This is a genomic window from Pseudomonas sp. NPDC089554 (assembly GCF_050280645.1).
Lineage (GTDB): Bacteria > Pseudomonadota > Gammaproteobacteria > Pseudomonadales > Pseudomonadaceae > Aquipseudomonas.
In genome coordinates, this window is the sequence record NZ_JBNNVR010000005.1 from 12,688 (window position 1) to 34,160 (window position 21,473).

Genomic DNA, 21,473 nt, shown 5'->3' on the forward strand with positions numbered 1-21,473 from the left:
CTGCGCACTGCTCGATCAGCGGTGCAGCACGTACTGCCCGCTGAACCTCACCGCCGCTTCATCACTCCCGGCATTGCTCACGCTGGTCTCCAGCGTCAACCGCGCTCGCCCACGCCGCTGGTACATCGCCAGGAACCGCTCCCAGGCTTTTTCATCCGGCGCTGCGCAGCGGGCCACGGCGGCACCGGTCACCGGTAGCGGATAGCTGATCTGCCCCTCCTGGATGACGATATGCCCATCGTCGATACCCAGCTCGCGCAAGCGCAGGTGCAACCAGCCCCAGCCCACCAGTACCGCCGCGCAATACAGGCTGCCGCCGAACATGGTGCTCTTGTGGTTGACGTTGGCCGCCAGCGGCAGTTGCAGGCGCAGGCATTGGCCTTGCCAGTCGAGGACTTCCAGGCCCATTTCGCGGGTCAACGGGATATCGCCATGCAACACCGCTTGCAGGTAGTGGCTGTCGCTGGTCATGGGCGGCTGTCCTCGTGGTCATCGTGCCCGCCTGCGCCATCGGCAAAGCTCAAGCCGTGCTTGCGCAACTTGTCGTGCAGGGTCTTGCGCGGAATGCCCAGGGCTTCGGCGAGGCTACGCATGGAACTGTGTGGCTGGGCCAGCTCGGCGGCGATCAGTGAGCGCTCGAAGTGCTCTACCTGTTCGCTCAGGTTGCCTGTGCGCAGCGGCTCGTCAGGCGCATCGCTGGCGGCTTCCTGGCCGTCGAGCGCCAGTTCCAGGCCCAGGGCAAAGCGTTCGGCGGCGTTCTGCAATTCGCGCACGTTGCCCGGCCAGGCGTGGCGCAGCAGCATGGCCCGCTGCGCCGGTTGCAGGCTGTGGGGGGGGAGGCCATGGCGTTGGGCGGCGTCGTCGGCGAAGTGCTGGAACAGCACCAGAATATCGTCGCCGCGCTCGCGCAACGCCGGGATGCGCAGCGGTGCGACATTGAGGCGGTAGTACAGGTCGGCACGGAAGCGGCCCTGGTCGGCGGACTGGCGCAGGTCTTCCTTGGTGGCGGCAATCACGCGGATATCCAGCGGGATCAGCTGGTTACCCCCAAGACGCTCGACCACCCGCTCTTGCAGCAGGCGCAGCAGTTTCACCTGCACGTCCAGGCTCATGCTTTCGATTTCATCGAGGAACAATGTGCCGCCGTTGGCGAACTCGAACTTGCCGATGCGGCGTTTCTGCGCGCCAGTGAACGCCCCCGGCTCATGGCCGAACAGCTCGCTCTCGACCACCGACTCGGCCAAAGCGCCGGCGTTGATGGCAACGAACGGGCCATCGCGTCGGCTGGACAGGTCGTGCAGCGCACGCGCCACCACCTCCTTGCCCGCGCCGGTCTCGCCGAGGATCAGCACATCGGCGCGGGTGCCGGCCAGGGCGCCGATCTGCTCGCGTAGGCGCTGCATGGCCGGCGAATGGCCCACCAGCCGGGTAGACAGCTGTTGGCGGTCGCTCAGGGCCAGGCGCAGGCTGCGGTTGTCCAGCACCAGGCGGCGCAGGGCCAGGGCGCGGCGCACGCTGTCGAGCAGCGCATCGCTGGCGAAGGGTTTTTCCAGGAAGTCGTAGGCGCCAGCGCGCATGGCCTGTACGGCCAGCGGTACATCGCCGTGGCCGGTGATCAGCAATACCGGCAGTTCACTGTCGCGTCCATGCAGTTGTTCGAGCAGTTGCAGGCCATCGATACCGGGCATGCGGATATCGCTGACCACCACGCCCGGCCAGTCGGGCTCGATGCGCTCGGCCAGGCCTTGGGCATCGGCCAGGGTCGCGACCTTGAGGCCGGCCAGGTCCAGGGTCTGGCTCAGGGCCTGGCGCAGGTGCGGGTCGTCGTCGACCAGGATGACCTGGGTGTGGCTGTCGAACTGTGTCCCGGTCGTCATGCCGAGGGGTCCTCCGAAGGTTGCAGGTTGGCACCGGGCTTGGCCACGCGCAGCTGCAGTGTCACCAGGGCACCCCCTTCGGGGTGGTTGCCCAGCAGCAGCTCGCCACCGAGGGCGCGCATCAGGCTTTCGCAGATGGCCAGGCCCAGGCCCAGGCCCTGGGTCCGGGTCTTGGTGGTGAAGAACGGCTCCTTGGCCTGTTCCAGTGCCTGGCGCGTGAAGCCGGGGCCGTTGTCACGAATGTACAGGTAGACGTAGTCGTCGCGTTTCTCGGCACTCAACCAAAGCCTGCGTGGGTTGGCCTTTTCGGTCAGGGCATCGAGGGCGTTGGCCAGCAGGTTGCCGAGCACCTGGCGCAGGCGTGTTTCGCCGGCCTGTACCCACAGGGTGGCATCGGGCAGGTCACGCACCAGCTCCACCGCCATCGCCCGACGGCGCTTGGCCAGCAGTGCCAGGGCGTCGTCCAGCGCCGGTTGCAGGGCCACGCTTTCCGGGGCGTGGCGGTCGCGCCGGGCGAAGGCACGCAGGTGTGCGATGATCGAGGCCATGCGTCCGGTGAGCTCGCCGATCAGCTTGAGGTTGCCGCGGGCATCCTCGGTGCGCTGGTGGTCGAGCAGGATCTCGGCGTTCTCGGCATAGCTGCGGATCGCCGCCAGCGGTTGGTTGAGTTCATGGCTGATGCTCGCCGACATGGTGCCCAGCACCGACAGCTTGCCGGCCTGCACCAGCTCGTCCTGGGCGCGTACCAGCTCCTGCTGGGCCTGTTCGCGCTCGAGCACTTCGTTCTTCAGGCGGTTGTTCAGCCACTCAAGGTCCGAGGTGCGCTCGCCCACGCGTTTTTCCAGCTCCTGGCGGCCATGGGCCTCGAAGTCGATGCGGTCCATGTAGTGGCGGCGGCGCTGCATCACCAGGCCTGCCAGCAACAGGCTCACCAGCAGCGCGCCGGCGCCGATGGCCATGACGGTCTGCACCGAGCGGTCGACCAACATGCGCGGCGCCAGGATATTCACCTGCCAGCCGGTTTCCGGGATGTCGCGGGTTTGCGTCAGCCAGGCGGCGGGGTCCAGGTTCAGTGGTTGCGGTGCTTGGGTCGGGTAGGGCTGGATGGCGATCATCGCCTTGCGCTCGGCCTCGCTCAGCGTGCGGGTGGCCCGGAAGCGCCATTCGGCGCGCGAGGTCAGCACCACCACGCCGTTCTGGTCGGTCAGCAGCAATTGCTCGGGGGTGCGGCCCCAGAGGGTTTCGGTGTGGTCCAGGTCGACCTTGACCACCAGCACGCCCACCACCCGCTCGCGGTCGCGCACGGCGGCGGCGAAGAAGTAGCCACGCTTGGCCGAGGTGGTGCCCTGGCCGAAGAAGCGCCCCAGGCGACCTTCCATGGCTTCCATGAAATACGGGCGGAAGGCGAAGTTGCGGCCCACGAAGCTGTCGCGCTTGTCCCAGTTCGAGGCGGCGAGCGTGTTGCCGCTGACGTCCATCAGGTACATCACTTCGGCGCCGGTCTGCTGGGCGATGTCCCTGAGCAAGCGGTTGGCGTTGGTCACCGACTCCAGGCGAAACGGGTCGGCCAGTACGCCACGTAGGGCCGGCAGGTCGCCGAGGATCTGCGGCAGGGTCTCATAGCGGTGCAGGGTGCCGAGCAGGTTGGCGACGTACAGGTCGAGGGTCTGGCGGTTCTGCGAGGCCAGTTCGTCTTGGTAGTAGCGTTCGGCCAGGTGATGCAAGGGCCACAGCAGTGGGGCCAGGCACAGGGCCAGCAGGGCCAGGCTGCGCCAGCGGGGGCGTCTTGAAACGATTGGGGTCGAGGTCATCACTGGCGGCATCAGAAAAGTCTGATGCAATTATGCGCTACTTCAAGCAGTCGATCAGCGCCCGCTGCCAATCTGGCAGGTCTAGCTGCCATTGCTGGGCCAGGCGCGAGCAGTCCAGGCGCGAATTGAGTGGCCTGCGTGCCGGGGTGGGGTAGTCGCTGGATGGGATCGGCAACAGCTCGGCGCAGGGCAAACCTTGGGCTTTGAGGTGCTCGCCGATGGCCTGGGCGAAGCCGAACCACGAGGTATGGCCAAGGGCTGTGAGGTGGTAGGTACCCCACGCGCCCGCTTGGCCGGCCTGCCAGCGTTCGATCAGGGTGCGGGTGCTGCTGGCCAGGGTGGCGGCGCAGGTGGGAGCGCCAATCTGGTCGTTCACCACACGTAGCTGTTCGCGCTCCTGCAACAGGCGTTGCATGGTCAGCAGGAAGTTGCGGCCATGCAGCGAGTAGACCCAGCTGGTACGCAGGATCAAGTGCTCGCCGCCGACTGCCGCGATGGCCTGTTCGCCAGCCAGCTTGCTGCTGCCGTAGACGCCCAGCGGGTTGGGGGCGTCGTCTTCGGTGTAGGGCGTTGGCTTGGCACCGTCGAACACATAGTCGGTGGAATAGTGGATCAGCGGTACGCCCAGGCGCGCGGCCTCCTCGGCCAGTACCCGCGGGCTCTCGGCGTTGATCGCGAAGGCCGGTTGTGGCTCGCTTTCGGCCTGGTCCACGGCGGTGTAGGCCGCCGCGTTGACGATCAGGTCGGGGGCCAGCTGGCGCACGGGTTCGCGCAGCTGTTCGGGGTGGGCCAGGTCGAGTTGGCTGCGGCCCAGTGCCTGTACTTCGCCCAGGTTCGCCAACGCTGCCAGCAGGGCTTGCGCTACTTGGCCATTGTGGCCGCACACGAGAATCTTCATGGGAACAGCTCGGCGTCGCGTAGTAGCACGCCGGCTTGGTCCTTGGCGGACAGCTGCGGCGGTTCATGGAGGCCCCAGTCGATGGCCAGGTCCGGGTCGTCCCAGCGGATGCAGCGTTCGGCGGCGGGGTTGTAGTAGTCGGTGGTCTTGTAGAGGAAGTCGGCGGACTCGCTCAGCACCAGGAAGCCGTGGGCGAAGCCGGGGGGGATCCAGAACTGGTGGTGGTCAGTGGCGCTCAGGCGGGTGGCCACCCACTTGCCGAAGGTTGGCGAGCTGCGGCGGATGTCCACGGCAACATCGAGCACTTCACCATGAACCACGCGCACCAGCTTGCCCTGTGGGTTTTCCACCTGGTAGTGCAGGCCCCTCAATACGCCTTGGGTCGAGCGTGAGTGGTTGTCCTGCACGAAGCCTGCCTCGAAGCCTGCCTTGGTTGCGAATTCACGGGCGTTGAAGCTTTCGAAGAAAAAGCCACGGCTGTCACCGAACACCTTTGGTTCGATGATCAGTACCTCCGGGATCTCGGTATGGATGATATTCATGGCATTTCTTCGGCCAGCTTGTGGAGGTATTGACCATAGCCGGTCTTCTTCAGTTCGGCGGCTTTGTTCAGCAACTGCTCGCGGGTAATCCAGCCTTTCTGGTAGGCGATTTCCTCAAGACAAGCCACTTTCAACCCCTGGCGGTGCTCGATGGTCTGTACGTACTGCGAGGCCTCTAGCAGGCTGTCGTGAGTTCCGGTATCGAGCCAGGCGAAGCCACGACCGAAACGCTCCACCTGTAGGTCGCCGCGTTCGAGGTAGGCATTGGTCACGTCAGTGATCTCAAGCTCCCCGCGTGGCGAGGGACGGATACCCTTGGCGATTTCGATCACGTCATTGTCGTAGAAGTACAGGCCGGTGACCGCGTAGTTGGACTTCGGTTGCGTGGGCTTTTCCTCGATCGACAGCGCATGGCCCTGGGCGTCGAACTCCACCACGCCAAAGCGCTCCGGGTCTTTGACCCTGTAGCCGAACACCGTCGCGCCCGAGGCGCGAGCCACGGCCCGGTGCAGGCGCTCGGTGAGGCCCTGGCCATGGAAAATGTTGTCGCCCAGGATCAGGCACACCGAATCGTTGCCAATGAACTGCTCGCCGATCAGGAAAGCCTGGGCCAGGCCATCTGGCGAGGGCTGCTCGGCATAGCTCAGGTTGATGCCGAATGCACTGCCGTCGCCGAACAGCTGGCGGTACTGCGGCAGGTCCTGGGGGGTGGAGATCAGCAGGATGTCGCGAATACCGGCGAGCATCAGTACCGAGATCGGGTAATAGATCATCGGCTTGTCGTAGATCGGCAGCAGTTGCTTGGATACACCCAGGGTAATGGGGTGCAGGCGGGTACCGGAGCCCCCGGCGAGAACGATGCCCTTGGTCATGCGATCAGGTCCTTGAAATCGGAATTGCCCAGGCGTTCACCCTGGTAGCTACCATCCTGGACGTGGCGGCACCATTCGAGGTTTTCCAGGTACCACTGCACAGTCTTGCGCAGGCCGGACTCGAAGGTTTCCGCCGGTACCCAACCCAGTTCGCGCTCGATCTTGCCGGCGTCTATGGCGTAGCGCAGGTCATGGCCGGGGCGGTCTTTCACGAAGGTGATGAGGTCGGTGTAGCGCGCTACGCCTGCTGGGCGCTGGGGAGCCAACTCTTCGAGCAGGGCGCAGAGGGTATGCACTACTTCGATGTTCTTCTGCTCGTTGTGCCCGCCGATATTGTAGGTCTCGCCAACCTTGCCGTCGGTCACTACCTTGAGCAGGGCGCGGGCGTGGTCCTCGACATACAGCCAGTCGCGTACCTGGCAGCCGTCGCCATACACCGGCAGCGCCTTGCCCGCCAGGGCGTTGAGGATCATCAGCGGAATCAGCTTTTCCGGGAAGTGGTAGGGGCCGTAATTGTTCGAGCAGTTGCTCAGCAGTACTGGCAGGCCATAGGTACGATGCCAGGCGCGAACCATGTGGTCGGACGCAGCCTTGCTGGCCGAGTAGGGCGAACTTGGGGCGTAGGGAGTGGTTTCGGTGAACAGATCGTCGACACCGTGCAGGTCGCCATACACCTCGTCGGTTGAGATGTGGTGGAAGCGGAATGTGACGCGCGCTTCGGTGGGCAGTTGCAGCCAGTAGGCACGGGTCGCTTCGAGCAGTGTGTAGGTACCGACTACGTTGGTTTCAATGAACGCCGCCGGTCCATCGATGGAGCGGTCCACGTGAGACTCGGCCGCCAGGTGCATGATCGCGTGCGGGGCGAAGCGCTGGAGTATGGCATCGAGCGCAGCGCGGTCGCAGATATCGGCCTGGACGAATTCGTAGCGGGAGTCGCTGGCGATGTCCTGAAGCGATTCCAGGTTACCGGCGTAGGTCAGCTTGTCGAGGTTCAGTACCTCGTGCTCGGTAGTGCCGATCAGGTGGCGGATCAGCGCCGATCCGATGAACCCGGCGCCGCCGGTGACAAGAATGCGCATGTTCTGTGGCCTATGGTGCCGCGAAAGAAGTTGGTTAGGCCGCCGACGACTGAATCCCGTCGCCGGTAGGCCGTTGAGTCACTACAAGCACATTTGATACCAGGCTGTTCAGGCTGGTACGCAGGCGCGCTCAAGGGTGGTGAGGACTTGGTCCTGTTGCTCCCGGGTCAGCCCGCACCAGAGCGGAAGACGGATCAGCCGTTCCGACTGGGTGTCGGTGACTGTCATCGGGCCATGGGTGCGCCCGTAGCGTTGGCCGCCTGGCGAGGAGTGCAGCGGTACGTAGTGGAATACCGAGGAGATCTCGTTGCGCTTGAGCTCCGCCAGTACGGCTTGGCGGTCGATATGCGGTGCGAGCAGCACGTAGTACATGTGCGCGTTGTGTTCGCAGGTGTCGGGGATGAACGGACGACGCAATATGCCGCGGGCTTCCAGGGGGGCAAGCGCGGCGTGGTAGTGGTTCCAGGCCGCCAGGCGATCATCGGTGATGAGATGTGCCTCTTCCAGCTGTGCCCAGAGGAACGCCGCGATCAGTTCCCCAGGCAGGAACGATGAGCCGACTTCCTGCCAGGTGTATTTGTCGACTTCGCCGCGGAAGAAGCGGCTACGGTCAGTGCCCTTTTCACGAATGACCTCGGCGCGCAGAGCGAGTTGCGAGTCGTTGACGAGCAGGGCGCCACCCTCGCCGGAGATCACGTTCTTGGTCTCGTGGAAACTGAACGCGCCAAGGTCGCCGATGCTTCCCAGAGCTCGGCCTTTATAGCGGGACATCACGCCTTGTGCTGCATCCTCGACGACTTTGAGGCCATGCTTGGCTGCGATCGCCATGATGGTGTCCATCTCGCAGGCGACGCCGGCATAGTGCACGGGCACGATCGCCTTGGTTCGAGGTGTGATGGCCGCTTCGATCAGGCGCTCGTCGAGGTTGAGGGTGTCTTCGCGGATATCGACGAACACAGGTATGCCGCCGCGCAGGACGAAGGCGTTGGCTGTGGACACGAAGGTGTACGAGGGCATGATGACTTCATCGCCCGGTTGGATATCGAGCAGTAGCGCCGACATCTCCAGGGCTGCGGTGCACGAATGGGTGAGCAGCGCCTTCGCGGCCCCGGTGTTTTCCTCCAGCCAACGGTGGCAGCGCTTGGTGAAGGAGCCGTCACCTGCCAGCATGCTGCCGAAATTGGCCTCGGCAATGTAGTACAGCTCCTTGCCGGTCATGTGCGGGCGGTTGAACTGTATGCGTTTGTCGGTCATCGGTACGTTCCTTCGAGTCGACGTAGGGCGTTGGCGGCCATTAATAGTTTTTGGGAAATCAAGACGTCACCCCTTTCGGGCAATGGCGAGCAGTGAGCCTCCGAATGGCAGGCGCAGGCCTAGCCTGATCAGACCGAACTCGAGCTTCATGACGCCATTGAGGCAAGCGTTTAGCCAGCGTGGGATGAGAAATTCGCTTTCCGGGTTGTAGGGCCCTTTCCCTTTGTTGCGGTTGGAGAGTACGCGGGAGAGCCACATCAATGGCACCAGCAGGCACACGAACGACGTGACATATTCAACGCGCAGGCCGGCGTCGGCTAGCTTGCCGAGCAACTCGTCACGCGTGTAACGACGCTTGTGGCAGGCGAACTCGTCGACCTCCGACCAGAGCCAGCGATGTTGCGGTACGGTCACGATAAGAGAGCCATCTTTCTCGAGTGCCCGGGCAAGATTGTTCAGTACGAGTTGGTCTTCTTCGATGTGCTCGATCACGTCGAAGGCGCCGATCAAATCATGCTCGTCGTGGGCGTTCATCTGGGTGGCGTCCAGTTGCGTGAACTCTGCCGACGGAATGCGTTTGCGGGCATGTACCAAGCCTTCGTTGAAGTATTCCGAGCCCTTTAGGGCAACCGAAGGGAAGGCTTTGTGTATACCTTCGAGCACATAGCCTGTACCACACCCGATCTCAAGGTAGGAGGAAAAGGTTCGAATATGCGTTCTGATTGCCCAGATCAGGATTCTGTTCCTGGATTGGAACCACCAGTTACTGGCCTCAAGCGAAGCCAGTTTTTCGAATGACGCCACCGGAAAGGGCGCGTTTTCTGAGTTCATCCTGGTGGTCTCCAGCAGGGTAGATTATTAAAAATTTTGGAGTTTTGATTGATCGGCAGCATGTTTTGAAAGCAAGTGCTCTTCAGTAGCTGCACGTGTGCAAAAGCTTCAGGTGATGGGCCTGCGGAAAACAAAAAATTTCAGCATCACGAACATACAGACCGCAACCACTAACAGAGCGATACCTTGAGCCAGTTGATGTGGGTAACCCAGTACATCCACCACGCCGATTTGAATCGTCAGGGCGATCAGGTAGCCAACGCCATAGCTGATGAGGTAGCGCCAACCGCTCGAAAGCAGGTTTCCCGAGTGTGCGAACGTGTAGGTGCGATTGGCGCTGAAACCTATGACTACACCAACCACATACAATACTGTCATCGCCAGTTTGGGGGCGAGGCCAAGTTCAGTGATCGCGAGGTAGATCAGATAGCCTGCAAGATTACTTGCTATGCCCACCAACGCGAAGCGCAGGAACTGGAACCATGGGCGACGGCTTAGTAAACCTTCAGACATCGACCCATGCCGCCATGCCGAAACCTGTCTTGCCGTAACCATTGCCGTTGTAAAGCATATAGCGCTCACCCTTGTGATCTAGCACGAAGGGATATTCGATCATATCGCTATCCCAGCCTTCGCAAGACACTTCTATACCTGACGATTGCAGCGCCAGGCGCCAGCTTTTTCCGTCATCGCTCAGGGCCGAGCCTATTCGGTACTTCTCACCCGCTCCGCTGCGGTAGGAGAACCACATCTGGTAGCCGCCACGTTCGTCTTTCACCACCGTTGGCCGGGAAAACGCCTGGGCGACACTCAGTTCGTATGGAACTGCCAGGCCCGTATGTTTCCAATTGTCGCCATCGACCGAGCAGGCATGCTTGATGACGTGTGCCATCTCGCCGTTACCAGCGTCCCAGGTCAGGGTGGAGCCGTACCACATGTCGTAGCTGCCCGGTGTGTTCTCGATTACCCAAGGGTACGAGAGGCTGATGGGGTCTTCGTCAGACGCGGCGATGAATGGCTGCGGCGATGTCAGCCTGAGGCGAAGGTCGGGCAGTACCTCGAGGCGGCCTATGTCTCCACGCCAATGGCTATCGGCAGGGGCCTGCCAGCCCATGAACAGCATGTATGTCTTGCCAGCGATTTTGTAGCAGTTGCCAATGCTGACGCCATCCCGATAGAAACTGTCGGCCTCGCCATGGACGAAAAAGGGCTCGAGATGGTCTTTCACTACTTCTCGGCGCACGATATCAATATCTACCGCGCCTACTGAGGAGCGGTTTTGGCGATCTCGGCCGCTGTAGAAAACGCGATAAACATCCCCGCGCAGGTGGACAGGTAGCGGGTTCGCAGCATGGGTCAGAAGCTTTTCGTGGCGACCGTGCTCCGAGGGACAATAGAGCTGCCCCAGTTTTTTCCAGTATGGCTTCACAGGTTGCGCAACCTTGAACTGGGCACGCGTGATCGCTCTGTCGCCATACCGATATAGACCCCATCGGGTTCGGCGTCGGCCAACAGCAAGGCCCCGGCGCCGATTACACAACGCTCACCGATCGTTATATGGTCGCGCAGTGTGGCATTTACGCCGATGAAACACTGTTCGCCAACGGTGACACCGCCGGAAATGACAATGTGGGAGGCGATGAAACAATGGTCGTGGAGAGTGGAGTGGTGGCCGACATGGTTGCCGCTCCACAACGTGACGTTGTTGCCGATCTTCACGAAAGGCTGCACGGTGTTGTCTTCGAGGATAAAGCAGTTCTCGCCGATTTCCCCTTGGTTGAGGAGCGTCGCGCGGGAACTGACGTAGCTGACCAGTTCGTAGCCCAGTGCCTTGGCGTCGAGGAATTTCTGCTTCCTCAAACTGTTGAGTTTCGAATAGCTCAAGGCAATGAATAGCTGGTACTCGCTGGGCGGATAGAGATCCGACAGCGTCTCGAATGGCACCACAGGCAGGTCGCAGAATGTCGAGGCCTTAATATATTGCGTGTCGACGGTGAAGGCCGCCACTTCATGCTGACTGTCGGTGCTGAAATAGAAGTGCGCCAGCTGCGCGATGTCGCCAGTACCGAATATGATCAATTTCTTGTTCATGAGCATTTCCTGACCAGGATCGTGAATTCGTAGAGCCCATAGTCATGCAGCAGGGCGACCTGCTTGGCATAGCGACGCTTGCAGATGTCGAATAGCTGGCAAGGGTCGGCGTAATAGAGGTAGTCGCGGCGTTTGTCCGCATCGGAGTAAGAAGTCAGGCAGTTGAAGGCGAAGCCCTTGTGGCTGTGGCGGTCGAGCACGTCAAGTGTGGCCTGGATGAAATCGAACCATTGGTCGTCCGAGCGCTCGAGACGAACATTGAAGATCCCGCTGGCGACACTGAAATCGGCCACCCGATCCGGCGCGGCGGCTTGCAGGAAGCGGGCGTTCGGCTGTCGGGCGTAGCGCTTGATCGCAGCATCCACCATCGCCTGTGATACGTCGATGCCTTGGTAGTCGACGTTGCCTGGCCGCTGCCGCAAGTGGTCCAGAAGCGACCCGTAGCCGCACCCCAAGTCATTCAGCGAGTAATCGCAAGTATCGTCAAGGATTCGGCACAGTTGCTCGAACCTCAGGGTCTGGCTTTCTGGGCCATTCCAATCCACGCCACGTGCGGTTTCGCCATGTTCGGCAAGTTTGCTCGAGTAGTACTGGGCGACCTCGCCGAGCAGTTCACTTTGTCCGCTTTGCATATACCTGCCTCACGATCGTATAAGGGCGCTGCTTGGTTTCGGCAAAAATTTTCGAGAGGTAAATGCCGACTACGCCGATGAAGGAAATGATCAGGCCACCCAGCAACCAGATCGAGGCCATTACCGATGTCCAACCGCTCAGGGGTGTAGTTGCTACTGCCCAGTGAAACATCAAATAGGCGATGTAGAGTACGGAGAGCATGGAGATACCAACGCCGATGTAGAAAATGCTGATCAATGGCGTATTGCTGAACGAGGTTACCGAATTGACCAATAATGATAGCTTGTGGCGGAGGGTATAGGTGGTCTGGCTGGTATTGAGCTTAGTGAGTGTCTGGCCACGCTGGTCGAAACCGGTGATATGCCAGAGTCCGGCCATGAATACCTCCCGCTCTTGGTGACGTAGCAAGGCGTCGACGTAGCGGCGCGTCATCAGGCGAGCGGTGACCACATTGCGGGGGAGGGCAAAACCAGTCAACAATTTGAACAGGGTATAGAACCATTGGCCGGTCACTCGCTCAAACCAGCCGCCCTTGCGCTGTTCCTGAAGTCCATAGACGACGTCACAATGCTCGCGCGCCAGTTGGTCAGCAAAGCTCGCTAAGCATTCTGGAGGCTCTTCCAGATCGCTGTCGATCAGGAATATATGCTCGCCTGACGCGTGGGCCAGCCCTGTCATCATTGCCTTGTGATGCCCGAAGTTGCGTGAAAGATCTACAATTACTAAATGGGCGTCCTGCTCGCTCAGTGCGATGGCAAGCTCCAGGCTATGGTCCGGGGAGCCATCGTTGACCAATATGATTTCATAGTCGTCACCCACCATGGCATGGGCAGTGCGAGTGGCACGTGTATAGAACTCTTCGAGATGCGAGGCAGACTGATAAAGTGTGGCGACGACGGAAAGTTTCATGGGTGTACGTGTCTCATGAAATTGGACGCTTTGGGGCCGCAGTTGAACAGCACATCGAGTATGCTCACGTAGTGAGTAAACGCCCCCCAAAGCTGCGGATATTCTGTATAGCCTTCGTAGTCGAACCAAGCCACTTCGATATTGCGTTCAGTAAAGACGTGCTCATCTATATACGATTTTGCGGCGGGACCTGAAATATAACGTTGGCCGCCGGCCTGGGCGCAAAGATCTGCGAGCCGCTCGCTTTTCCCCTCGCAAAGTGTATAGTCCCAGGAGTTTCTGATGCGTGTGGTAATGCCCAGGTACCTGCACACCGCCTCTATAAAGCAACGATTCATTAATGAAAGGTTCGAATGTACTTGTTGCGTATAAAGCGGTTGCAACCAGGCGCTAACGTCTTCGAAAAATGGCGCACGTCGATAGTTGGCTTCCAGCGTGCGCCAGTGCACGGTAGCCCAGTCCGTACCATCTATTTCGGTATCGCGAATCGTTTGATGATACTTCCCCCGTACCAAGACAGGCACGGTGAGCCATTGGACGCCCTGAGGCGTTTTTATTTGATTACGGTTTCGCCAGTCGCGCCGAGTATATTGCATGTCATCATAGAGGATAAACTCATCCACTGCGGCGATCATGTCGAAATAGCCTTTCCAGGGAATATAGTTGGACTGCAATATGGCTATTGACTTGCTCATGTATCTTTTTCCTTGCGCAGTTTTCAACAGTCATCCTGTATCACCGTACTGACCGAAATGGGCGGTGATAAATAGGTGGGGTTGAAGGCGTGCAACAGCAATAAGAGTATTATCGGAAGCGTCAGTGGTTCATAGAGCACCCGCAGAGTAACAATAGGGCTGTCCAGCAATCCATGGAAAGAAGGGTACATCAAGCCAGTCTGAGTGGGCGGTCTGCTATGAATGAGCGTGCCCGACACCCGGTCTAGGTAATATCCTTTACTTACAAGGCTCAGTGCGTGCTGCTTATAAAATAGCACTGTGCCAGATGCGACAATTGTGCAGATTGTCCGCAGGATCTGCACCGTGCGATCAGTGGCGCGCATCCGTATATTGTCGCATGCTGCTGTCTCCGTGGGCATGCACATTGTTCCGGCGAAAAGGTCGGGCATTGTAGTTGGTGTTTTCCGGGAGTGTCCAGATTCTCTAGAAGAGTACCGCTTGAGGCGGCATGGAGCACTGGTCTGCGTTGATACCTTCGCCATTCTCAACAAGCTCCGTCCGAGAGTCAGATGAGCCTTAGGAGTTCTAGTGTGGCAGTAAGCTCGCCGTAAGCGTTTTCGGGCCACGAAGGAGCAGGGGCAATAGGGCGTAGTTGGCGCTGATTGAACCACCTTACCCCAAGGTGGGTGGTGACCGTGGCCCTTAGGCGTTGAATGGACATGTGATTGTTGAGCCCGTGGTGGTACTTGCCGGTATGCCGGTAAAGTCTCAGCTTGATAATGATCTGAAAGTTGCCACGTTCTGAGCTTGGCGGCGCGCCTGAAAAGGCGGGTGACGATCGCGGAAATACTTGCTTGTGTACGGGTAGCCCTTGCTTATCGCCAGTGTTGGTGGCGAGATACGCAAAAAAAGCGAGGTCCGCTTCATGCCACTCAGTGCTCTGATCCATCGTTCCAGCCTTCCACGCCCCGAGGTTTCCGAACAGCGTGCCAGCCAAGCAGTGCAAGCCTACTATGGCCTGCACGGCGCGCTGGTACCCCTCGGCAGCCAACAGGACGTGAACTACCGGCTGGACAGCGACCAGGGCCGCTTCGTACTCAAGGTCTGCCACGCCAGCTACGCCCAGGCAGAGCTCGAAGCCCAGCACGCCGCCCTGGCCTTCCTGAGCGAACAGGGCCTGCCGGTGCCGGCAGTGCGCCCCTCGCTTAACGGTGAGCACCTGCTGGCGCTGGAAATCGACGGCCAGCCATTGCGCGCCCGCGTATTGGAATACATCGAAGGCCAGCCCCTGACCCGCCTCAAGCACATGCCCGCCCGGTTGATGGCCGAGCTCGGTGCGCTGTGCGCGCGGCTCGACAAGGCCCTGGAAGGCTTCGACCACCCTGGCCTCGAACGCACCTTGCAGTGGGATCCGCGCCACGCCGAAGCGCTGATCGAACACCTGCTGCCGGTCCTCACCGACGCCGCCCGGCGCAAGCGCGTCGAGCAGGTGGTACGCCAGGCCCGTGAGCGCCTGCAACCGTTGGCCGAACATCTGCCCAGCCAGGCCGTGCACCTGGACATCACCGACGACAACGTGGTGTGGGCGCGCGATGAGCAGCGTGAATGGCAGTTGCAGGGCGTCATCGACTTCGGCGACCTGTCGCGCACCTGGCGCATCGCCGACCTGTCGGTGACCTGCGCTGCGCTGCTGCACCATGCCGAGGGCGACCCGCTGCGCATCCTGGCGGCGGTCAGCGCCTACCAGGCGATCAACCCGCTGGAAGAGGCCGAGTTGCGTGCACTGTGGCCGCTGGTGCTCAACCGTGCCGCGGTACTGGTGCTGAGCAGCGAACAGCAGCTGGCCGTCGACCCGCACAACCAATACACCCGCGACAACATCGCCCATGAGTGGGAGATCTTCGACACTGCCTGCGCCGTACCTGCGGCGCTGATGGAGGCGGCGATTCTCCAGGCGGCGGGTATGGCGCCGCAGGCTGTGGACTTCTCCGGCTGCGCCGCGTTGCTGCCGGAGCTGGCAGGGCAGACGGTGATGCGCGTCGACCTGGGCGTGCTCAGCCCCCATTGCGAAGCCGGCAACTGGGAACAGCCTAGCTTCGACCAGCGCCTGCTGGCCTCCCAGCCTGCACCGGCGAGCAGTCTGCACGGCCAGTACCGCCTGTCGCAGACGCACATCGACCGCGCCGAAGAACCCGCCACCTGCGCCTTGGGTGTGGAGCTGAACCTGGCCCCCGGCTCGGCCTTGCAGGCCCCGCAAGCAGGTGTATGGGAGCGCACCGGCGATGGCCGTGGCTGCCTGCGCACGGCGCACTGGAGCTTGTGGCTCAGGGGCCTGGAGGTGACGCCCGAGGACGGCCAGGTGCTCGCCAAGGGCCAGGCGCTTGGCAGTACCTGTGGTTTTCTCGGTGTGCAGCTTTGCCTGGAGCGAGGCAACCAGCCACCGTTCTTCGTCACGCCATCCCGTGCCCAGGCTTGGCTGGCATTGTGCCCGTCACCTGCGGCGCTGCTGGGCTTCGATTGCGATGCCGAGCCGCTGGCCGATGCCCAGGCGCTGCTGGCCAGGCGTGACGCCAGCTTCGCCCGTTCGCAGAAGCATTACTACGCGCAACCGCCGCATATCGAGCGCGGCTGGCGCAATTATTTGATCGACATGCAGGGCCGTTCCTACCTGGACATGCTCAACAATGTCGCGACCCTCGGCCATGGCCACCCGCGCATGGTCGCCGAGTCGGCGCGCCAGTGGTCGCTGCTCAATACCAATTCGCGCTTCCACTACGCGGCCATCGCCGAGTTCTCCGAGCGCCTGTTGGAACTGGCGCCCGAGGGCTTCGATCGGGTGTTCCTGGTGAACAGTGGCACCGAGGCCAACGACCTGGCCATTCGCCTGGCCTGGGCCTACAGCGGCGGGCGCGACCTGCTCAGCGTGCTGGAGGCCTACCACGGCTGGTCGGTGGCTACCGATGCCATTTCCACCTCCATCGCCGACAACCCGCAAGCGCTGGAAACCCGCCCCGACTGGGTGCACCCGGTGGAGGCGCCGAACACCTTCCGCGGGCGCCACCGCGGTGCCGACAGCGCGGGCGACTACCTGCGCGACGTCGATGCCAAGCTCGCCGACCTCGACGCCCGTGGCCGCCAGCTGGCGGGGATGATCTGCGAGCCGGTGTACGGCAACGCCGGAGGCATCTCGTTGCCCACAGGCTACCTGCGCGATGCCTACGCCAAGGTGCGGGCGCGTGGCGGGGTGTGCATCGCCGACGAGGTACAGGTGGGCTATGGCCGCCTGGGCGAGTACTTCTGGGGCTTCGAGGAGCAGGGCGTGGTGCCGGACATCATCACCATGGCCAAAGGCATGGGCAACGGCCAGCCGCTGGGCGCCGTGATTACCCGGCGCGAGATTGCCGAAGCGCTGGAGGCCGAGGGCTATTTCTTCTCCTCGGCGGGGGGCAGCCCGGTGAGCTGCCGCATCGGCATGGCGGTGCTCGATGTGATGCGCGACGAAGGCCTGTGGGACAACACCCGCGACGTGGGTCGTTACTTCAAGGCGCGTTTGCAGGCATTGGTCGATAAACATCCGTTGGCGGGTGCGGCCCATGGCTCGGGCTTCTACCTGGGCCTGGAACTGGTGCGCGACCGCCAGAGCCTGGAGCCGGCCACCGAGGAGACCATGACCCTGTGCAACCGCCTGCGCGACCTGGGCATCTTCATGCAGCCGACCGGCGACTACCTTAATATCCTCAAGATCAAGCCGCCAATGTGCACCACCCGGGCGAGCGTGGACTACTTTGTGGACAGCGTGGAGCGAATCCTCTGCGAGGATCTCTGACTCGATTCATATCGATTTAACATCAGGCAGTCTATCTTTAGCAGTGGATCCCCTGCTTTTAAAGTCGATATATATCGGTTAAATTGGTCGCATTCGCTGGCCCCCGGTTCGGGCCAGCACTGCCACTCCAACTCAAACCCCTGGCACTGCTGCCGGGCCTTCAGAGGTTACCCATGAAAACCCTCAACTCGACTCCCCGCGCCGATGGCTTCCATATGCCCGCCGAGTGGGCGCCGCAGACCCAGGTGTGGATGGTCTGGCCCGAACGCCCGGACAACTGGCGCCTGGGCGGCAAGCCAGCACAGGCTGCCCACGTCACCCTGGCCAAGGCCATCGCGCGCTTCGAGCCGGTGACCGTGGCAGTTTCCGCCGGCCAATACGAAAACGCCCGTCGCCAGCTCGACGTGCCGAACATCCGCGTAGTGGAAATCAGCAGCGACGACGCCTGGGTGCGTGACACCGGCCCGACCTTCGTCATCAACGACCAAGGCGAAGTACGTGGCGTGGACTGGGGCTTCAATGCCTGGGGCGGTTTCGACGGCGGCCTTTACGCGCCGTGGAACCGCGACGAGGAAGTGGCGACCAAGATCCTCGAGATGGAACGTAGCCAGCGCTACTGCACCGAGGGCTTCGTGCTCGAAGGTGGCTCGATTCACGTCGATGGCGAAGGCACGTTGATCACCACAGAAGAGTGCCTGCTCAACCGCAACCGCAACCCGCACCTGAGCCGCGAGCAGATCGAAGCGGTGCTGCGCGATCACCTGGCGGTGGACACCATCGTCTGGCTGCCCGATGGCCTGTACAACGACGAAACCGACGGCCATGTCGACAACTTCTGCTGTTACGTGCGCCCGGGCGAAGTGTTACTGGCCTGGACCGATGATTCCAACGACCCCAACTACGCTCGCTGCCACGCCGCCTACGAGGTGCTGAAGAACAGCCGCGATGCCAAGGGACGCGAGTTCGTGGTGCACAAGATGCCCATTCCTGGGCCGCTTTTCGCCACCGAGGAAGAGTGTGCCGGTGTCGACCACGTGGTCGGTAGCCAGGAGCGCGACCCCTCCGTGCGCCTGGCGGGTTCCTACGTGAACTTCCTGATCGTCAACGGCGGCATCATCGCACCGAGCTTCGATGATCCGGCAGATGCCCAGGCCAGAGCGATCCTGGCCAAGGTCTTCCCCGACCACGAGGTGGTGATGATTCCGGGGCGTGAGCTGTTGCTGGGCGGTGGCAACATCCATTGCCTGACCCAGCAGCAACCGGCACCTGTTCGCCGCTGAGTAGCAGGTTCGAAGAAGCCCGTCATTTGACGGGCTTTTTTGTTTCAGATGACGACTGGTGAGCTGCGCTGGCATATCTCTTGTATTTATTTCCCCGTCTGTTCAAGCGGATACCTAAAAGCCGTTCTGTAACAAAACCCAAGTAAGTTAGCCGCTCACGGCCGGGGAGTACGTGGAAATGAGAGCAGCAAGTGAGTCGGCTTTGCCAACATCGGGGATGAACCACGAGTCGCTGAAGGTGGTGGCGCAGTGGTTGAAGCACCATGGAAGCTGTCGGGTCAGGACGACCGATACACGTCGATTGCTTGATGGACGATATCCGCAAGGGTTGATAAGCGAGGCGGAGCTGGAAGCACTGATGGCTGTCTGGCACTGAACGGGACGGAACCCGGCACAAAAAAACGCCACCGCTGATGCGGTGGCGTTTTTGTTTGTGCGGCGTTTGAATCAGAAGCTGTAGGTGCCCGTCACCACCAGGCTACGCGGGTCGCCGAACTGGATCTGCGCGGCGCTGGTGGCCGAGGTGTAGTAGGTCTTGTCGGCGATGTTGTTGAGCGCCGCGCGCAGGTCCCAGTCGTGGGTGCGGAAGCCGGCCAGCGCATCCCAGCGGCCATAGCCCGGCAGCACCGTGGTGTTCTGCGTGTCGGCGTAGCGGTCGCCGACCAGGGTCAGGCCGGTCTCGGCGTACCAGCCCAGTTCCGGTTTCCAGGTCACGAACAGGCTGGCGTTGCGCCGCGCCACGTTGTTCACCCGGTTGCCTTCCTGGCCGTTGCTGTCCTTCACGATGGTGGCGTCCTGAATGCCGATGCCGCCGCGTACGTACCAGTTGCCCACTACATTGCCGACGGCGGTCAGCTCCACGCCACGCGAGCGTTGCAGGCCGGTGAGCAGGGTGATGGTGGGGTTGTTCGGGTCGGTGGTGCGGCGGTTGTACAGCTCGAGCTCGTACACTGCCAGGGTGGTGCTCAGGCGCTCGTCGAACCAATCGCTTTTCACCCCCACTTCCTTCTGCCGGGTCTGCTCGGGGCTGGTGTCGTTGGTGTTGCCGGTGGCGCCTGGGGTAATGCCGATCAGGCCGCCGCCCACAGGCGAGAAGGTGCGGCTCCAGGAGGCGTAGAACGAGTGCTCTTGCCAAGGCGAGTAGACCACACCCAGCCGCGGGCTGGTGCCGTTGTTGTCCTGCTTCTCGGAAATGCCGCGCAGCTTGTTGGTGGTGTCCACCTCGAACTGGTCGAAGCGCACGCCGGCCAGCACTTGCCACTGCTCGTTCAGGCGGATCTGGTCCTGCAGGTAGATACCGCGGCTGTCGACCACGGTGTGGTTGTTGCTCGAGACCGCCATGCGCCCGTTGTGTTGCAGGTTGCGGTTGGGGTTGTTGAGGTCCAGCTGGGGGACGGGCTGGAAGCCTGCGCCGCTGGTGGCGGCGGTGTAGAGGGTCGGGTCGCGGCGCTGGTTGCCGAACTCCAGGCCCACCAGCAACGTGTGCTCCAGGCCCCAGGTGCTGACGTTGCCCTCGGCCTCGAGGTTGTTGAACAGGTTGCGAGTGTTCAGGTCCTGCTGCCAGCGCTGGCGGGTGACGCGGTTGGTGGCGGCGTTGTAGCCAGTGAGGTAGGTGTTGTCGAACTCGCTGTCGAGCTTGAACAGGCCCAGGGTGTGGCGCAGTTGCCAGTTGTCGCTGAGCTGGTAGTTCAGGCGTGAGCGCAGCGACTGCGCGCGGTCGTCGATGAAGTCGCGCTGGGTATCGCCATAGGTGGTGTCGCGGCCAACGTCGGCAGGGCGGCCATTGACCCCGGGAATGCCGCGGTCCGGGGTGCGGTTGAAGCGGCTGTATTCGTATTGCACCAACCAGTTCAGGTCGGGCGTCAACTGCCAGCTCATGGACGGCGCGAACAGCTGGCGGTTGCCATCCACGCCATCGCGGAAGCTGTTGTTGTCCTGGTTGCCGATGTTCAGGCGCAGGCTGATGGTGTCGCTGGGGTCGGCGCTGAGGTCGGCATACAGGCTGCGCAGGTCTTCACTGCCGCCCTGGGCTTCGATCGTCGAGCGGCGGCCATGCTCAGGCGCCTTGCTCACCCGGTTGACGATCCCGCCCTGGCTGCCACGTCCGTACAGCACCGCCGCCGGGCCTTTGAGCACTTCAATCCGTTCGATGTTGTGGATGTCACGCACGTACTGGCTGTCGTCGCGGATGCCGTCGAGGTAGAAGTCGTTGCTGGCGTCGAAGCCGCGAATACGCACGCTGTCGAAGCGGGTGTCGGCACCGCTGCTGACGTTGGGGATGCCTTCCAGTGCCTTGCCCAGGCTGTTGCTGCCGTAGTCCAGTACGTTGCTGGTCTTTACGGTGTCGATGGCCTGGGGCACATAGCGCGCGGGGGTCGAGGTGCGGGTTGCGGTACTCACCTCCTTGACCCTCGGGTTGTCGCGTTCGCGGTCGACATCGGCGGTTACCGAGGTTTCCGGCAGGGTAGTGGTGGCAGCGCTGGCCAGGCCTGCGCTGAATAGCAGCGAAAGGCCCAGGGTCAGGGGAGACAGGCGGCAGGGAGCATGCATGACAAGCATCCGAAGGTAGGGTGGCAGGAAAGGATGCGAATGATAATGCGTGCTATTTGCTATTGCTTGGCTGTTTGTAAAGGTTCCCTGAAATGTTTGTTGCAAAATGTAACTAATTATTACATGTCGATCTTTTAGTGGTTTTTGTCAAGCACCAAAATGGTGCGCTACTTGTACGAATGTCCCGAAAAGAGAAGGAATGCCCTGTCTCAGGGCTGTAGGCATGAAATTGCACCAGCCAGAGGCGTGAATTTGGTTATATCAACCTTCATTTCACGTTTTTTTGACATTGGAAAGCAGGCGCGGATAGGATTCGCTCCAACGCCTGCTGGCCACGATCTGG

Annotated in this window: 18 protein-coding genes; 2 read left to right on the forward strand and 16 right to left on the reverse strand. The window is 61.6% G+C overall.

Going from position 1 to position 21,473, the window contains the following annotated elements:
- Positions 1-15: 15 nt before the first annotated feature.
- From ACQKPE_RS02880 to ACQKPE_RS02950, 15 genes are all read right to left on the reverse strand, one after another.
- The gene (locus ACQKPE_RS02880) at positions 16-471 is read right to left on the reverse strand and encodes a YiiD C-terminal domain-containing protein (RefSeq protein WP_427663260.1); all 456 of its coding nucleotides are present in this window, start codon (positions 469-471) and stop codon (positions 16-18) included.
- Entirely contained in the window at positions 468-1,877 is a 1,410-nt protein-coding gene (locus tag ACQKPE_RS02885) for a sigma-54-dependent transcriptional regulator (protein ID WP_427663261.1), read from the reverse strand. The genes ACQKPE_RS02880 and ACQKPE_RS02885 overlap by 4 nt, the downstream gene beginning before the upstream one ends.
- Positions 1,874-3,688: a sensor histidine kinase gene (locus ACQKPE_RS02890; protein ID WP_427663262.1), complete on the reverse strand. Its 1,815-nt coding sequence runs from the start codon at positions 3,686-3,688 to the stop codon at positions 1,874-1,876. Before ACQKPE_RS02890 ends, ACQKPE_RS02885 begins: the two co-directional genes overlap by 4 nt.
- Positions 3,689-3,725: 37 nt before the next feature.
- A complete protein-coding gene (rfbD, locus tag ACQKPE_RS02895) occupies positions 3,726-4,586 on the reverse strand; it encodes a dTDP-4-dehydrorhamnose reductase (protein WP_427663263.1) in 861 nt (286 codons plus the stop codon).
- On the reverse strand, positions 4,583-5,128 hold the full coding sequence (rfbC, locus tag ACQKPE_RS02900) for a dTDP-4-dehydrorhamnose 3,5-epimerase (RefSeq protein WP_427663264.1): 546 nt from the start codon (positions 5,126-5,128) through the stop codon (positions 4,583-4,585). The genes rfbD and rfbC overlap by 4 nt, the downstream gene beginning before the upstream one ends.
- A complete protein-coding gene (rfbA, locus tag ACQKPE_RS02905) occupies positions 5,125-6,000 on the reverse strand; it encodes a glucose-1-phosphate thymidylyltransferase RfbA (RefSeq protein WP_427663265.1) in 876 nt (291 codons plus the stop codon). The genes rfbC and rfbA overlap by 4 nt, the downstream gene beginning before the upstream one ends.
- The gene (gene rfbB / locus ACQKPE_RS02910) at positions 5,997-7,079 is read right to left on the reverse strand and encodes a dTDP-glucose 4,6-dehydratase (RefSeq protein ID WP_427663266.1); all 1,083 of its coding nucleotides are present in this window, start codon (positions 7,077-7,079) and stop codon (positions 5,997-5,999) included. Before rfbB ends, rfbA begins: the two co-directional genes overlap by 4 nt.
- A gap of 108 nt (positions 7,080-7,187) precedes the next feature.
- The gene (rffA, locus tag ACQKPE_RS02915; protein ID WP_427663267.1) at positions 7,188-8,333 is read right to left on the reverse strand and encodes a dTDP-4-amino-4,6-dideoxygalactose transaminase; all 1,146 of its coding nucleotides are present in this window, start codon (positions 8,331-8,333) and stop codon (positions 7,188-7,190) included.
- 66 nt (positions 8,334-8,399) lie between these two features.
- Entirely contained in the window at positions 8,400-9,164 is a 765-nt protein-coding gene (locus ACQKPE_RS02920) for a class I SAM-dependent methyltransferase (RefSeq protein WP_427663268.1), read from the reverse strand.
- Positions 9,165-9,272: 108 nt separating this feature from the next.
- Complete coding sequence (locus ACQKPE_RS02925) at positions 9,273-9,677, reverse strand: GtrA family protein (protein ID WP_427663269.1); 405 nt, start codon at positions 9,675-9,677, stop codon at positions 9,273-9,275.
- Positions 9,670-10,593 (reverse strand): hypothetical protein, encoded by a 924-nt coding sequence (locus ACQKPE_RS02930; protein ID WP_427663270.1) that lies wholly within the window; start codon positions 10,591-10,593, stop codon positions 9,670-9,672. Before ACQKPE_RS02930 ends, ACQKPE_RS02925 begins: the two co-directional genes overlap by 8 nt.
- On the reverse strand, positions 10,590-11,255 hold the full coding sequence (locus tag ACQKPE_RS02935; protein ID WP_427663271.1) for an acetyltransferase: 666 nt from the start codon (positions 11,253-11,255) through the stop codon (positions 10,590-10,592). Before ACQKPE_RS02935 ends, ACQKPE_RS02930 begins: the two co-directional genes overlap by 4 nt.
- Entirely contained in the window at positions 11,252-11,887 is a 636-nt protein-coding gene (locus ACQKPE_RS02940; RefSeq protein ID WP_427663272.1) for a class I SAM-dependent methyltransferase, read from the reverse strand. Before ACQKPE_RS02940 ends, ACQKPE_RS02935 begins: the two co-directional genes overlap by 4 nt.
- Complete coding sequence (locus tag ACQKPE_RS02945; protein ID WP_427663273.1) at positions 11,868-12,797, reverse strand: glycosyltransferase family 2 protein; 930 nt, start codon at positions 12,795-12,797, stop codon at positions 11,868-11,870. Before ACQKPE_RS02945 ends, ACQKPE_RS02940 begins: the two co-directional genes overlap by 20 nt.
- Positions 12,794-13,492 (reverse strand): WbqC family protein, encoded by a 699-nt coding sequence (locus ACQKPE_RS02950; protein WP_427663274.1) that lies wholly within the window; start codon positions 13,490-13,492, stop codon positions 12,794-12,796. The genes ACQKPE_RS02945 and ACQKPE_RS02950 overlap by 4 nt, the downstream gene beginning before the upstream one ends.
- 907 nt (positions 13,493-14,399) lie before the next feature.
- Here ACQKPE_RS02950 and ACQKPE_RS02955 point away from each other — a divergent pair.
- The gene (locus ACQKPE_RS02955) at positions 14,400-17,300 is read left to right on the forward strand and encodes an aminotransferase (RefSeq protein WP_427663275.1); all 2,901 of its coding nucleotides are present in this window, start codon (positions 14,400-14,402) and stop codon (positions 17,298-17,300) included.
- Positions 17,301-17,473: 173 nt separating this feature from the next.
- Positions 17,474-18,580, forward strand: coding sequence for an agmatine deiminase (aguA, locus tag ACQKPE_RS02960; protein WP_427663276.1), 1,107 nt, complete (start codon positions 17,474-17,476; stop codon positions 18,578-18,580).
- A gap of 447 nt (positions 18,581-19,027) precedes the next feature.
- Here the strand turns inward: aguA and ACQKPE_RS02965 are convergent, their stop codons facing one another.
- Positions 19,028-21,130, reverse strand: coding sequence for a TonB-dependent receptor (locus ACQKPE_RS02965; protein ID WP_427663277.1), 2,103 nt, complete (start codon positions 21,128-21,130; stop codon positions 19,028-19,030).
- Positions 21,131-21,473 lie beyond the last annotated feature (343 nt).

Bases quoted from the DNA above. Each gene is read 5' to 3' on its own strand.
- ACQKPE_RS02880 (WP_427663260.1), bottom strand. From the start codon at position 471: ATGACCAGCGACAGCCACTACCTGCAAGCGGTGTTGCATGGCGATATC.
- ACQKPE_RS02885 (WP_427663261.1), bottom strand. From the start codon at position 1,877: ATGACGACCGGGACACAGTTCGACAGCCACACCCAGGTCATCCTGGTC.
- ACQKPE_RS02890 (WP_427663262.1), bottom strand. From the start codon at position 3,688: ATGACCTCGACCCCAATCGTTTCAAGACGCCCCCGCTGGCGCAGCCTG.
- rfbD (WP_427663263.1), bottom strand. From the start codon at position 4,586: ATGAAGATTCTCGTGTGCGGCCACAATGGCCAAGTAGCGCAAGCCCTG.
- rfbC (WP_427663264.1), bottom strand. From the start codon at position 5,128: ATGAATATCATCCATACCGAGATCCCGGAGGTACTGATCATCGAACCA.
- rfbA (WP_427663265.1), bottom strand. From the start codon at position 6,000: ATGACCAAGGGCATCGTTCTCGCCGGGGGCTCCGGTACCCGCCTGCAC.
- rfbB (WP_427663266.1), bottom strand. From the start codon at position 7,079: ATGCGCATTCTTGTCACCGGCGGCGCCGGGTTCATCGGATCGGCGCTG.
- rffA (WP_427663267.1), bottom strand. From the start codon at position 8,333: ATGACCGACAAACGCATACAGTTCAACCGCCCGCACATGACCGGCAAG.
- ACQKPE_RS02920 (WP_427663268.1), bottom strand. From the start codon at position 9,164: ATGAACTCAGAAAACGCGCCCTTTCCGGTGGCGTCATTCGAAAAACTG.
- ACQKPE_RS02925 (WP_427663269.1), bottom strand. From the start codon at position 9,677: ATGTCTGAAGGTTTACTAAGCCGTCGCCCATGGTTCCAGTTCCTGCGC.
- ACQKPE_RS02935 (WP_427663271.1), bottom strand. From the start codon at position 11,255: ATGAACAAGAAATTGATCATATTCGGTACTGGCGACATCGCGCAGCTG.
- ACQKPE_RS02940 (WP_427663272.1), bottom strand. From the start codon at position 11,887: ATGCAAAGCGGACAAAGTGAACTGCTCGGCGAGGTCGCCCAGTACTAC.
- ACQKPE_RS02945 (WP_427663273.1), bottom strand. From the start codon at position 12,797: ATGAAACTTTCCGTCGTCGCCACACTTTATCAGTCTGCCTCGCATCTC.
- ACQKPE_RS02950 (WP_427663274.1), bottom strand. From the start codon at position 13,492: ATGAGCAAGTCAATAGCCATATTGCAGTCCAACTATATTCCCTGGAAA.
- ACQKPE_RS02955 (WP_427663275.1), top strand. From the start codon at position 14,400: ATGCCACTCAGTGCTCTGATCCATCGTTCCAGCCTTCCACGCCCCGAG.
- aguA (WP_427663276.1), top strand. From the start codon at position 17,474: ATGAAAACCCTCAACTCGACTCCCCGCGCCGATGGCTTCCATATGCCC.
- ACQKPE_RS02965 (WP_427663277.1), bottom strand. From the start codon at position 21,130: ATGCATGCTCCCTGCCGCCTGTCTCCCCTGACCCTGGGCCTTTCGCTG.